General features: G+C 42.3%; 10 protein-coding genes. 4 read left to right on the forward strand and 6 right to left on the reverse strand.

The genetic code is table 11. The features are described 5' to 3' along the window. Positions 1-781: 781 nt before the first annotated feature. The 3 genes from ACGHVY_RS10570 to ACGHVY_RS10580 all read left to right on the forward strand — a co-directional run bounded on the left by ACGHVY_RS10570 (position 782) and on the right by ACGHVY_RS10580 (position 4,101). Positions 782-2,473 carry a helix-turn-helix domain-containing protein gene (locus ACGHVY_RS10570; RefSeq protein WP_390598925.1) on the forward strand — a complete coding sequence of 564 codons (1,692 nt, stop codon included), beginning with the start codon at positions 782-784 and terminating at the stop codon, positions 2,471-2,473. 176 nt (positions 2,474-2,649) lie between these two features. Further along, positions 2,650-3,309 carry a DUF4840 domain-containing protein gene (locus ACGHVY_RS10575; protein WP_390598926.1) on the forward strand — a complete coding sequence of 220 codons (660 nt, stop codon included), beginning with the start codon at positions 2,650-2,652 and terminating at the stop codon, positions 3,307-3,309. 99 nt (positions 3,310-3,408) lie between these two features. Beyond that, complete coding sequence (locus ACGHVY_RS10580) at positions 3,409-4,101, forward strand: DNA alkylation repair protein (protein WP_308744989.1); 693 nt, start codon at positions 3,409-3,411, stop codon at positions 4,099-4,101. A 76-nt stretch (positions 4,102-4,177) separates the two neighbouring features. On the opposite strand, the gene ACGHVY_RS10585 is transcribed toward ACGHVY_RS10580, so the two are convergent. The 4 genes from ACGHVY_RS10585 to potA all read right to left on the reverse strand — a co-directional run bounded on the left by ACGHVY_RS10585 (position 4,178) and on the right by potA (position 8,587). Further along, positions 4,178-5,509 carry an ABC transporter substrate-binding protein gene (locus ACGHVY_RS10585; protein WP_390598928.1) on the reverse strand — a complete coding sequence of 444 codons (1,332 nt, stop codon included), beginning with the start codon at positions 5,507-5,509 and terminating at the stop codon, positions 4,178-4,180. An 89-nt stretch (positions 5,510-5,598) separates the two neighbouring features. After that, positions 5,599-6,390, reverse strand: coding sequence for an ABC transporter permease (locus ACGHVY_RS10590; RefSeq protein WP_308744987.1), 792 nt, complete (start codon positions 6,388-6,390; stop codon positions 5,599-5,601). Beyond that, a complete protein-coding gene (locus ACGHVY_RS10595; RefSeq protein ID WP_022137161.1) occupies positions 6,384-7,184 on the reverse strand; it encodes an ABC transporter permease in 801 nt (266 codons plus the stop codon). The genes ACGHVY_RS10590 and ACGHVY_RS10595 overlap by 7 nt, the downstream gene beginning before the upstream one ends. Positions 7,185-7,195: 11 nt before the next feature. After that, positions 7,196-8,587: a polyamine ABC transporter ATP-binding protein gene (potA, locus tag ACGHVY_RS10600; protein ID WP_390598930.1), complete on the reverse strand. Its 1,392-nt coding sequence runs from the start codon at positions 8,585-8,587 to the stop codon at positions 7,196-7,198. A 138-nt stretch (positions 8,588-8,725) separates the two neighbouring features. Here potA and ACGHVY_RS10605 point away from each other — a divergent pair, with 138 nt between their 5' ends. After that, complete coding sequence (locus ACGHVY_RS10605; RefSeq protein ID WP_390598932.1) at positions 8,726-9,829, forward strand: redoxin domain-containing protein; 1,104 nt, start codon at positions 8,726-8,728, stop codon at positions 9,827-9,829. Positions 9,830-9,960: 131 nt separating this feature from the next. Here the strand turns inward: ACGHVY_RS10605 and ACGHVY_RS10610 are convergent, their stop codons facing one another. Further along, positions 9,961-12,525 (reverse strand): glycosyltransferase family 1 protein, encoded by a 2,565-nt coding sequence (locus ACGHVY_RS10610; RefSeq protein WP_308744984.1) that lies wholly within the window; start codon positions 12,523-12,525, stop codon positions 9,961-9,963. Between the two features lie 38 nt (positions 12,526-12,563). Further along, a complete protein-coding gene (locus ACGHVY_RS10615; protein ID WP_374047377.1) occupies positions 12,564-14,225 on the reverse strand; it encodes a glycogen/starch synthase in 1,662 nt (553 codons plus the stop codon). Positions 14,226-14,311 lie beyond the last annotated feature (86 nt).

The following is a 14,311-nucleotide window of genomic DNA, read 5'->3' on the forward strand; positions in this document are numbered from 1 at the left end:
AACTGGTGGGAAAGTTTCGAGCCCCAAATAAGAGTAGTAGCAACCGAAGATTTTTCACCTTTAAACACTGCCACATTTTTGTTCTTATCTTAAGTATTATACGGGGAAGAACAAAAATGTGGCAGCGCTAATAATCAACATTTTAAGTCATTAGCCCCTTATTTTCTATAAGTTTACAAAAATCATCTATAGTCTTTTCACTTTTTATCAGAAGAAAACTGCATTTTTATAGCACAACTTACCAAGTAATAAAACAACAATAGAGTTGCACTTGTACATCCTAATGGAAAAATGGTACATCTCTTTTGCTATTTTGCAGGCTATCAAACGATATTCTACCAACAGAACGTAATTAAACCATACCTTTTATCGTATTTTTAATACCAAAACACGACTATTCAACATTCAAGACTAACAGTAGCATCTACTTATTAGAACTTATCATTATTTTTACTTCGTAGAAACAGACCAATCATACCTTTTTATAAAAACCTGACCTGCATTATCTGTTCAGTTTATATATATGGGAAAATACAGAATGGTATTTATTGAGTTATTCCTCAATAATACCCAATACACAATACGCTCTCCAACGTATCAATTTTATACAGTAAACAAAGTGTTCAACAAATAGAACTGATTAATAATTGTTACTTAGAGGATATTCACCATTTCTCAAAAAATGATGTAAAATATTAGGATAGTGAATTTCCTCTTTTTTTCTCAACGAAAGAAATGGGGCTATTTCATCTGAGTGACGTCACTAAAAAAACAAATTAACATGAAATACTTAATACAAACGTCATCCCTCGTTTCCGGCGGCATAGCGGTACTCATTCTTTATCAACTCAACTTCACCTCAATACTCCTGGCAGGAGGAATCACAATCTATTGGATTATAGCCCACATTATTACGATACAGAAAGAGAAAAATCTTCTGAAAGAAAGCAGCCAATATTTCATAGACTCTTTTGAGAATATCCGTACGCCACTTACATTAATCCATACGCCACTAAAAACAGCGTATGATGACATATGCACCGAAAATATCAGACAAGAGTTATCATTAGCCATCCAAAACATAGCTTACCTCAATGTACATTTAACCAGATTAATGGATTTGAAGCAATTGTTCATAAATTCTGAAAAGCTGGATTCCTCAGAATACGAATTGGGGATATTCATTAAAAACAGAATTGATTCTTTACAGACACATGCTGCCAACAATCTGGTAGAACTGAATATAAAAACAGACTTCAGTTATACCAGCGTCTGGTTCGACCAAAGTAAAATATCACCGGTCATCGACAAATTCATAAAAAATGCCATAGACCATACCGATCAAAAAAAAACGATTACCCTGTTAATCACCTCAAATTCCAAAAACTGGCAAATAAAAATAGCTGATTTCGAAAACAAGAAACTAGTCCAATGCTACAAATGCAAAAACTGGCAACTGCCTAAACGAAAAGAAGAACTCGAATACAATTTCGCGAAAAATATATTCTGCAAAAAGCTGATAAAATTATGCAATGGAAAGATTATGATTAATCACTCCAACCGCTCCATTACTCTGGTATTCCCTTCAAAAGATTCACCGGAAAGTGCCTCCAAACATGCTGCCATACAAATTGCGTCAAATCCGGTAGAAGAAAAAATAGATACCTTGTTCGGCAAGGACTCACAAAAGAGAAATTCCGCCAAACCGTTGGTCGTTCTTGCTGACAGCAACAAAGAATTCAGATTATACCTGGAAGAACGTCTATCAAAGGATTTTATTGTAAAAGGCTTCGGAAACGGCACGGATGCTTTAGAATGTATAAAAGAGGAATACCCGGATTTAGTGATTTGCGACATCATGCTTCATGGAATGTATGGCAACGAACTATCATCGAGGCTAAAAACATCGAGAGAAACCTCTGTTATTCCAATCATTCTTTACGGTTCACGCATAGACATAGGACAACGCAGCAAAAGAGAAAGTTCCCTCGCCGACATATTCTTATGTATGCCTTTCCATATCGAAGATTTAAAAATTGAAATGAATGTCCTTATCAAAAACAACCGTTTCCTCAGAAAATCATTCCTGCAAAAAATATTCGGAAAGCAATTTCTGGAGGTTGAGGAAAAGGAAATCTTAGATGAGGGCAATTACGACCTCATCAATCAGGTTAAAGAATTTATTCTAAGAAATATAGATAAAGAAAATCTGACGATAGATGAAATCGCTTCTGAATTATATATGAGCAGAACCGCTTTCTTTAATAAATGGAAAGCACTGACAGGAGAAGCACCCAAATACCTGATTTACCGGATTCGCATGGAAAAAGCACGTGAGCTATTGGAAAGCGGGAAATACTCCGTCAGCGTTCTTCCGGAAATGATCGGGTTGAAGAGCCTTAAGAACTTCCGCCATAAATACAAAGAGTATTTTGGGATAACGCCGAGCGAGTCTATCACGAAAAAACAATAAAGCAAATACTGAGTTATATAGCCGAAGATCCCATTAACAGGGATCTTCATAACAATACTCATACAAAAAATTCTTTCTTTTTTTATTCTTTCATGCAGTATTCTATTAGCCGTAGCATTTACACTATGTACGTACACCTTAATTTTGAGAATTAATAATCTAATTTTTTAAACAGTATGAAAACTTTAACTAAAATGAAAAAAGTTTGTTGTTTTAATCGCTTTGTCTTGTTTGCAATGGCACTGAGCATAGTTTCTTCTTTTACAGCATGTAGCAGTGATGACGATGATTCAAACATTCCCGTATATTCCCTAAAAGATGTTGATGGTACTTATTCCGGCACAATGCTGACGGAATCCGAGCCTGTCAATTCACCGGAAAATGCAAAAGAGGGAGAGAAACCGGCAGGCGCCGAAGTTACCGCCGAAGTAAAAGACAATCAGATTATGATTAAGAAACTTCCGGTTGACGACCTGATTAAAAGCATTATTGATAACGATGAAGTGGCAGAAGACATCATTGCTAATCTTGGTGAAATCAACTACAATATCTCCTATACGCCGACTTTCGATGAAAATAAAAACAACATCTTACTTCAACTAAAACCTGAACCACTAAAAATAGAGTTCATTGCACCGGTGCAAGCACAGGAAGAGGGTGAAGAACCTGCTAAAATTCTTATAACAGTAACGATTCAAGCAGAAAAGAACGGTGCTTACACTTATGAAGGCAAAAAACTTGCGTTCATTATCAAAGCAACAGAAGTAAAAATCGGAGAAGATAATTATCTCGATTTCCCTATTACAACATTCACTTTCAGCATGGTCAAGAAGTAATATAAACCTTCGCTGGAAGAAAAAACTAAAATGGAGCATGTCTGCGCGCAAGGCATGCTCTTTTTCTATATATTTGTGAAATATAACCAACTGTACAAAATGACAACAACAGAAAACATTCGAAAAGAATTGCAGGATTTAGTAGATTCCAAGTATCAGGAATTTCATTCTGCCCTAGTCCCCGGAGTGGAAAATATCCTCGGCATACGTATCCCGCAGTTACGGACACTGGCTAAAGAAATCACAAAGAGAGAAGACTGGCGCATATTCGTGGAAGCAAACGATACCAAGTATTATGAAGAAACAATGCTTCAGGGAATGATTATCGGACTGGCCAAAATGGAGCTGGACGAACGGATGAGATACGTAAGCATGTTCGTTCCACGTATCGACAACTGGGCGGTATGCGACATTTTTTGCGGTGAACTGAAAACAGCCGTGAAGAAAGGAAAAGAAACAGTATGGCAGTTTATTCAGCCTTACCTCGCATCTCCCAAAGAGTTCGAAATCCGCTTCGGGATTGTGATGCTTTTCCATTATATAGATGAAGGACATATTGATGCATTGCTGGCATACGCAGACACTTTCAACCATGATGCCTATTATGCACGAATGGCTATGGCCTGGATGCTATCCATCTGCTTCATCAAATTCCCAGAAAAGACAATGGAATACTTGAAACAGAGCAAACTGGACAACTGGACTTACAATAAAGCATTACAGAAAACTATCGAGTCTCTCCGTGTAGACAAGGAAACAAAAGACGTACTCCGCAATATGAAACGGCGATAATGACACCATAAAAATAAGACTCGGCAAACATTCTGCTTACCGAGTCTTATTGCTAATATGTACCAAAAAACCAACGTTAATTCCTCTTTACCTTTTTTCTTCTGCTTCTTCGCCTTTGTTGTTTCCGGCGACTGTAACGTTGCCATCTTTTATATATCATCCAGCCGCTCATCAAAGCAACAACGACAAAGATGAGAATGGTGATACCTACTCCTAAATTATCCCCCTTAATACGTGACCAGATATCAAGAACTTCTTTCGTCTTATCACCGAAGTCACGAATCATAGCGCATCGTTCCACTACCTTGTGGTCGGGATATTGAATCTTGTCAATCTGTATGCTATCGGCACCCGGTCCGAAGAAATAACTCAAATCAGCAAAATAGGTAAGTGTCGTGTCTATCTTCTCTTCCAGAATCTCCTGAGTAGCAATCGAACTTACATATCCGCAGAAATCCATATTTCTCAGAGCAATGTCCGGACGGCACATGAAGTTGATAAAATAACTGGCTGCTTCCGGATTCCTCGCATATTTCGGAATCACCCAACCGTCATACCATATATTACTTCCTTCCTTCGGAACCTCGTAATCCAAGTCCACACCTACCGCATCGGCTTCTTCAATCGCCCATATAGCGTCACCGCTCCAGGTCATATTCAGCCAAGCCTTGTTCTTCGTCATCATCTCCTTGCCGAAATCGGCTTCCCAGCCAGCTATATTCGGTTTCAGGGCTTTCAGGTATTTTTCCGCAAGTTCCATAGCCTGCGGAGAATAGTCGTTCATCAGTTCTTCCACCGTCACAGTCCCCTCTTCCAGTTCCTTGGCATGCGCATAGATAATGGCCGTACCGTAAGCGTCACGGTAACTATCCTTCATCAGTATTTTGCCGGCATATTTCTTATCCCAAAGACAATCCCAGGATGCTGCGACCGAATCAGGAACATAAGCCCGGTTATAAAGGATTCCCGCAGTCCCCCACATATAGCATACTGCATAACGGCTGGCTTCTTCACCCGGCTGGCTCAGTTTATTAATCTGCTCCCGTATGAACGGAGACACATTTCTCATATAGTTGGGAGAATGGGCAAAGTTCGTGTCGATAGGCAGAAGCAGGTGCTTCTTCAACATACGCTCAATAATGTATTCCGAAGGACAAACCACGTCGAAATCCTCATGACCTTTCTCAATCTTGGTCAACATTATCTCATTAATGTCGAATGTCTGATAAACGATGCGGATATTTTCACCAGTCTGTTCCTTATAATATGCCTGAAAATCCTCGAGAACACCTTCCCCGATATAATCCGCCCAGTTATAGATTTTGAGAACCCGTTCGCGAGGCTCGCCGGAATTATAACATCCCGTCAAACTCAGCAACAACAGGATAGCAGGAATTATTCTTTTCATAATTAATAATTTTACAATGTGCAAATATGCCAATACTGAAAACGTGCTGCCATGCAATTAGCATATCAGCGCATTGGCATATTGAATAACTATTTTTTCTTCGCTTTCCCTGCCCGGTAATTGATTACAATAAGCAACGCCAACACCACCACAAAAATAATAGCGGAAAGCGGGCGAAGCTCCGGTGTCAGACCACCTTTGCGGGCATCAGCATAAATATAAGTAGAAAGCGTCTCCAAGCCCTGGTTGCCGATGGTAAACACTGTTACGGCAAAATCATCAATAGACAGTGTCAACGCAAGCATAAAGCCACTAATCATTCCCGGACGAATCTCCGGCACAATGACTTTCCACAGGGCTTGCATGGGAGTCGCCCCCAAATCGAGGGCAGCTTCATAAATATTCGGATTCATCTGCTTCAAGCGGGGCAGAACGCTCAACACAACGTAAGGCGTGCAGAAAGTGATATGTGCAAGCACCACGGTGGTATATCCTTGCGTGATTCCCAAAGAAACAAACAAAAGGAAAAGCGAAATACCGGTGATGATATCTCCGTTCAGAATAGGAATGCTATTCACAAAACTAATCGCTTTGCGCGAACGGGATTTCAGATTAAAGATGCCGATAGCAGCCACACTACCCAGCAGGGTAGATGCCGTTGCAGCCAGCAAGGCGATAGTAATCGTATTAACCAATGCATTCATCAAAGAATGATGCGTGCCCGTGGTGAAAAGCGAAGTATAAAGTTTGGTAGAGAAACCGGTCCAGTTGCCCAGCACTTTCGCTTCGGTGAAGGAATAGATGACGATAATCACGATAGGAGAATAAAGCAGCAACAGCAATATCCACAAGTAAGCCTGCGCAAATATTTTCTTTACCATAGCCCCCCCCCTTCGTTAGAATTGTCCTTATCATCGGTACTGAACAAGGAAGTAGCCGCAATCAGCAACAGCATGATAAGTGAAAGCGCTGCTCCATAATTCCACATACTGTTATTGATATTTTCCTGAATCGTCGTACCGAAGAGTTTGATGTTGTTCATCGTCAGCAGCTCGGCAATGGCGAAAGTCGAGATAGTCGGCATGAACACCATCATGATACCACTCATCACCCCCGGCATGGAAAGCGGAAGAACCGCTTTCAGAAAGACTTGTACGGGATTGGCGCCCAAGTCCTGCGCAGCTTCGATATAACTATGATCCATCTTCTGCAACGTGTTATAGATAGGATAAATCATAAAGGGGATAAAGTTGTACACCATACCGAATATCAAAGCTCCTTCACCCAGCGGCACGCTGAAAAAGTCGAATAGGGCAACCGTAGCCAGGGTACGCACCAGGATATTCACCCACATCGGCAGGATGAACAGGACAACCATCGTTTTGGAACGGTTCAGCTTGCTGTTGCTCAGTATCCAGGCAGCAGGATAACCCAGCAAAAGACAAACAAGGGTGGTGATGATAGCAATACCTATCGAATAGACAAAGGTATTGATCGCTTCAGGATGTTCGAAGAACTTCTGAAAATTGGCGAGAGTCAAATGACCGTTATCGTCGGTAAACGCATACACGACAATCAAGAACAACGGTATGACCACAAAGATCGCCGAAAAAATAATGTAAGGGAGAGTCCAACTCTTACGTGATGACAAAAAGACTAAAAACCTCTTATTCACTTCCTTTCCTGTTAATCGGTTATTTTAATTACACGAATGGCATCCGGGGGGATGGTAATACCCACGCGGTCACCGTCGTCCCATACATCATTCGTATCTACAAACACATTCTCGTCCCAGTCGGAAAACACCGTCAGATGATAATGGTCACCCTTATAAAGGATGAATTTCACCTCTCCCGTCAGCGTTCCGTCTTCTTCATTATCCTGAAGAATCACCTTGTCGAAGTCCACTTCCACTTTGACATTCGTGTCGGGTTCTATACCCGCTACCGAAGCACACTCAAAGCTGCAACCGAGGAATTCCACATGAGTGGCATCCAGCAACTTTCCTTCAAAAGTATTGCAGATACGCTCTTTCTTCATGATATGAATATCGAAAGGCTTCACCAGCAGGCCGACTTCCGCCCCCACCTCAAAATGATGGTAATCCTGCACAAGGAATTCATAGCCGCCGCAAAGCACCGTCATTTCATAATGCACCCCCTTGAATATGGAAGTCTGCACCACTCCTGTCAACTGTGCCATGTCCGAAACGGGGAAGATATAAAGGTCTTCCGGGCGGATAACCACATCTACCGGAACATTCTCACCGAATCCTTCGTCCACACATTCAAACTCCGTACCGCAGAAACGTACCAGCTTGTCATGAATCATCGTACCGTTCAAAATGTTACTTTCTCCGATAAAGTCCGCAACAAACGAATTGATAGGCTCATTATAAATATCAATCGGCGTACCGATCTGCTGAATCTTTCCTTCACTCATCACGACAATCGTATCGCTCAGCGTAAGAGCCTCTTCCTGGTCGTGAGTGACGTAAACAAACGTGATTCCCAAAGATTTATGCATTTCCTTGAGTTCCATCTGCATATCCTTACGCATTTTCAGGTCGAGCGCTGCCAGCGGTTCATCAAGTAACAGCACTTCCGGCTCGTTGACAATGGCACGGGCGATGGCAACACGCTGCTGCTGACCACCGGAAAGAGAATCGACATCGCGATATTCATAATCCGTCATGCCTACCATTTTCAAGGCGGCTTTCACTTTCTTCTCGATAGTCTGCTTCGGCGTCTTTTTCAGTTTCAGGCCGAAAGCAATATTGTCGTAAACATTCAAATGCGGGAACAGGGCATATTTCTGGAATACCGTGTTCACCGGACGCTTATGGGGCGGAGTTTGTGTTATTTCCATCCCCGAAATTCGGATTTCGCCTTCCGAAGCTGTCTGAAAACCGGCAATGAGACGCAACAACGTGGTTTTCCCGCAACCGGAAGGGCCGAGTATCGTGACAAACTCGCCTTTTTTCACGTTCAGAGTCACATCATCCAATGCTGTTTTCTCACCAAAATACTTCGAGACATGGCTCACCTCAATGATGGATTTATCTTCTTGCATATTCATACTAAAGTTTGGGTTGCAAAGGTACACATTTCTGTCGTTTTCACCTACGTGTTAATCTAATATAACAGTGTTTTTCGATGTCCGAGAGAAAAATAATCTATCTTTGCATAAATATTTATTCACTAATCTTACAAAAGCATGAAAAAATTAACTTATTTAGTTATTGCAACAGCAGCCCTGGGTATGGTGGCTTGTACCGGTGGAAACAAAGCCGGCTATGTTGTTACAGGTACAGTAGAGGGCGCAGCCGATGGTGACACCGTTTATCTCCAGGAAGCTACAGGTAGAAACTTAACAAAACTCGATACTGCTGTAATCTCCAAAGGAACTTTCACCTTCAAAGGTACACAAGATTCCGTTGTCAGCCGTTATGTCACTTGTGAAGTAAACGGAACACCTTTGATGGTTGATTTCTTCCTCGAAAACGGGAAAATCAACGTTGCACTGACCAAAGGTAATGACTCTGCCACCGGTACTGCAAACAACGATGCTTACCAGGAACTCAGAAGCAAAATCAATGACATCAGCAAGAAGCTGAATGCCATCTACGAATCAATGGGAGACTCCACTTTGAGCGACGAGCAAAAAGAAGCCAAGCAAAAAGAAGGTACCGAGTTGCAGGAACAGTACGAGAACGCAATCAAGGAAGCTGTACAGAAGAACATCACCAACCCGGTTGGCGTATTCTTGTTCAAACAGACTTTCTACAATAACTCTACTGCCGAAAACGAAGCATTACTGCAACAGGTTCCGGCTAACTTCCAGAACGATGAAACAATCGTAAGAATCAAAGAACTGACCGAAACACAGAAAAAAACTGCCGTAGGTACCAAGTTCATTGATTTCGAAATGGAAACACCGGATGGAAAAGCAGTGAAACTGTCTGATTATGTAGGCAAAGGCAAAGTTGTATTGGTTGACTTCTGGGCAAGCTGGTGTGGGCCTTGCCGCCGCGAAATGCCTAACCTCGTAGAAGCTTACGCTAAATACAAAGGCAAAAACTTTGAAATCGTAGGCGTATCTCTCGATCAGGACGGTGCTGCCTGGAAAGAATCCATCAAGAAACTGAACATGACTTGGCCGCAAATGTCCGACCTGAAGTTCTGGCAAAGTAAAGGTGCACAACTCTACGCTATAAACAGTATTCCTCATACAGTATTGATCGACGGTGACGGTACAATTATCGCCCGCGGTCTGCACGGAGAAGAGCTGCAAGCTAAAATTGCAGAAGTTGTAAAATAAAAAAAGACTGTCATGCATTGAAACAGTCTCTTGATTGAAAAAAGTCAGCCCCTGCAATCTTTGAGAATGCAGGGGCTGATTTTATATATAAAAGTAGCAGGGAGATTCACTCTCCCCTACTTTACTTTTAATTAGACAAACCAACGTACGTAGCAGAAGTCCTGACGATGTGGAAGTTCCGGGTTCTTCGGGAACATACGGTAAGACACCTTGAAGCTACCGGCATTCGACAAGCTATGCTTAACTTGGAATGTATACAAGTTACCCTCTTTCTTGATTACGTTGAACGGTTCTACCGAGTAAACGTGTTGCTTACCGTCAGCAGTCGTATAAGTCGTCACCAGTTCGAGTCCTATTGCATCATTCAAGCCTTTTTCATCAATCACGTAAGTGATAGTATATTCTTTTCCGCTTTCGATGTCGCCTTTCTTCAGTTCTTCTACTGTATCTGAAGATACGATTTCGATAGAATCCCATTTAGCAACCACTTCTTCTTTCCAAGCTGCAATTTCTTTTGCTTTCGCATTGTTATCAGCAGACAAAGCAGCGAAACGTTTAGCTTGCTTGCAATAGAACTTACTGAAGTAATCATCCAACTGGCGTTTCATTGTATAGTGAGGAGCAATCTGAGCGATAGAATTCTTCACTACCTTGATCCAGCCTTCAGAATATCCCTTCTTGTTGCGTGCATAATACAACGGCATAATTTCAGTTTCAAGAATGCTGTAAATAGTAGCAGCATCCAATTGATCCTGATGTTCCTGATTCTGGTAAGTACGTTTCTCAGTCAACGCCCAACCTGCACCTTCGCGGTAACCTTCCAGCCACCATCCGTCTAATACGGAGAAGTTGACAACACCGTTCATCAATGCCTTTTCGCCGGATGTACCGGATGCTTCCAACGGACGGGTCGGAGTATTCAACCAGATATCAACACCGGAAACCAGACGACGGGCCAACTGCATATCGTAGTTTTCGAGGAAGATAATCTTGCCCAGGAATTCGGGACGACGGGAAATCTCGATAATACGCTTAATCAAGCCCTGTCCTGCTCCATCGTGCGGGTGAGCCTTACCTGTAAACAGGAACTGTACCGGATAGTCAGGATTGTTCACAATCTTAGAAAGACGCTCCAAGTCGGTAAACAGCAAGTGTGCACGTTTGTAAGTAGCGAAACGACGGCCGAAACCAATCAGCAATGCATTCGGATTAATTTTATCCATCAGCGAAACGATACGTGAAGGATCGCCCTGGTTCTTCAACCAAGTATCGCGGAATGACTTGCGGATATAGTCAACCAACTTATTCTTCATCGTCATACGGGTCTTCCAGATCTCTTCATCGGGCACATTGTAGATAGCTTCCCAAATCTTAGGATTAGACTGGTCGAACCAGAAGTTTTCGTTGAAATATTTAAAGTACAGTTCTTTCCATTCCGTTGCGCTCCAAGTCGGGAAGTGAACACCGTTCGTCACATATCCTACATGGCTTTCTTCGGGGAAGTAACCTTTCCAGATAGAAGAGAACATCTCCTGAGAAACCTTTCCGTGCAGCCAGCTCACACCGTTCACTTCCTGGGAAGTGTTGCAAGCAAAGACAGACATACAGAAACGTTCGCCCTTGTCACCCGGATTGTTACGTCCGAGATCCATCAAGTCGTCCCAAGTGATACCCATTCTGGCAGGATAACCACCCATATATTTACCAAACAAGCCTTCGTCAAAATAGTCGTGACCTGCGGGAACCGGCGTATGAACCGTATAAAGAGAAGAAGCGCGAACCAACTCGATAGCCTGATCGAAAGTCAATCCGGTAGCTACGTAATCACAGATACGCTGAACATTAATCAAAGCAGCATGTCCTTCATTACAATGATAAATATCTTTCTTGATACCCAATGCTTTCAGTGTCAGGATACCACCGATACCCAACAGGATTTCCTGTTTCAGACGGTTTTCCCAGTCGCCACCATAAAGCTGGTGAGTGATAGGACGGTCGAACTCACTGTTCATTTCATTATCCGTATCCAACAGATACAAAGAGACACGTCCTACATTAACACGCCATACGTTAGCATGAACATAATAATCCAGGTAAGGAACATCCACTACCAACGGCTTGCCTTCCGCATCCATTACGCGGTCGATAGGAAGCTGACCGAAGTTTTGCGCTTCGTAGTTAGCAATCTGCTGTCCGTCCATGGACAATGTTTGAGTAAAGTAACCGTAACGATACAAGAAACCTACCGCACACAAATCCACATTGCTGTCGGAAGCTTCTTTCAAGTAGTCACCGGCCAATACACCCAGACCACCGGAATATATTTTCAGGACGCTGCTCAAGCCATATTCCATACTGAAATAGGCAACGGACGGACGCTTTTCATCCGGCTTCACATCCAAGTAATCTCTGAATTTCGTATAAACTTCATTCATTCTTCTCAGAATCACCTTGTCTTTTGCCAGAGTTTCCAGCTTTTCATAGCTCATACGTTCCAACAGCAGCACCGGGTTCTGTCCACATTCTTTCCAAAGTTCCGGATCTAGATCTCTAAACAGTTCAGTCGCTTCAAAATTCCATGCCCACCAAATGTTGCGTGCGATTTCAGACAACTTCTCCAACTCTACCGGGATACGTGATTTTACAGTAACCTCTTTCCAGTTGGGAGTATTCACATTACTAACTTTAATTTTCATAATGTTTTTGTTTACTTATTGATGAATAAATTTTTCCTTTAACTCAGTTGACGCTTCATAGCATTGCGCAAAGCAATGTCGTAAGCCTCATAATAATATTGTATAAAGTGTTTCCACAAAGCCTGTTCCGCCACTTCAGCGGCACGCTTGCGGATTTCCTTCACCTCTTTTTCCGTCTTATCGGCAAACAGCGTAATCGTATCCTTGATACCATCCGCTACTTCCGAATAGTTATAGTCCGAGCGATGCAACACTTCCACCCCATCATTAATGCCATGCTGGTTTTTCAGGCTGTTCACCCAAAGTCCGAATCCCGCCAGATCGGTAGTGATTGTCGGCACATGGAATGCTACGCTTTCCAACGGGGTATATCCCCAAGGTTCATAATAAGAAGCATACACGCTCAAATCCTGTCCGAGCAATAAATCATAATACTCTTTATTCATGATACCGTCGCGACCGTCCAGATAACAAGGCACGAAAATAACCTTAACCTTATCTTCCGGACGATTTCCCATTCCCATATATTTCAGCATATCCAGTACCTGGTCATGTGTCATATTATGCAGCCAATGAGTAATGAACGGCACTTCAAGCGGAGTATCGAACTTTTTCTTGCTCTTCAGGCGTTCCTGCAAATCCTCGCGGGGATCGCCTACCCAACCGGGAACATTGATAAATGCCAATACATTCTTATGCAGGTTCTTATCTCTGTTCAAGCGGTTCAACGATTCCAGGAATACATCAATTCCTTTGTTTTTGAACTCATATCGCCCACTGGTTCCGATAATTAACGTATCGTCATCCAGATTTGTTCCCAGTAACTTATTCGCCACATTCAGCATCAAGGCACGCGCACGCTTACGCTTTCCGGTGAATGTACTTCCTTTCGGCACAAAATCATCCTCGAAACCGTTCATAAGGACTACATCCGCCGGTTTGTCCAGCAGTTCCTTACACTCGTTGTTGGTGATTTCGCTAACCGTAGTAAAGCAGTCCACATAGTGCGCGGTCTGTTTTTCAATCGAATGTTTCGATTGCATATTCAGTTCCTCGGCCATCTGGTCGCCATTGTAGGCAAAGAGATAGTCGTACAACGGTTTGTTGTTACCAGCGATAGAACGACCGATAGAAGTAGCATGGGTCGTAAAGATAGTAGCCACCTCGGGCACAGCTTCCTGTACATAAAGTGCTCCCATTCCCGTCATCCATTCATGCGCCTGATATACCACCTTGTCCGTTTCTGTCAGGTTGTAGTGATAGAAACTCTCCACTACTCTGCCCGCAGCATACGAAAACATAGAAGCTTCGTCGTAATCGCCATAAGCGTGCAACGAATCTACTTGATAACGATTCCACATTTCTGTGTATATATCGTTTTTTTTCTCAAAAAAAGGTTGGAAATCGACTAGAATGACTATGGGTTCACCGGGGATATTCCATCTTCCTATACGGACAGAAAGTTCGTCATTTTCAAGTGCGTGCTTTTTCCAGGCAGCACATAGATTATCCGACTCGATGAATAGAGGGTTCTCTTTTCCTTGCCACACATCAGGACCTATAAAAAAAACTCTGTCACGGAACTTCTCCTGCAACGTATTTGCCCGTGTAGACAAGACAGTGTATATCCCTCCCACTTTATTACATACTTCCCAGCTGGACTCGAAGATATAATCGGGGGTTAATAAATCTTTTACCATATAATATATTAAAACTCTTTTTAGTATGCGAGTGCAAAAGTACACATTATTCTTTGAAAAATAATACTTTATGCGAAAAATATGAG

The organism is Bacteroides sp. f07 (assembly GCF_042854785.1).
Classification (GTDB): domain Bacteria; phylum Bacteroidota; class Bacteroidia; order Bacteroidales; family Bacteroidaceae; genus Bacteroides.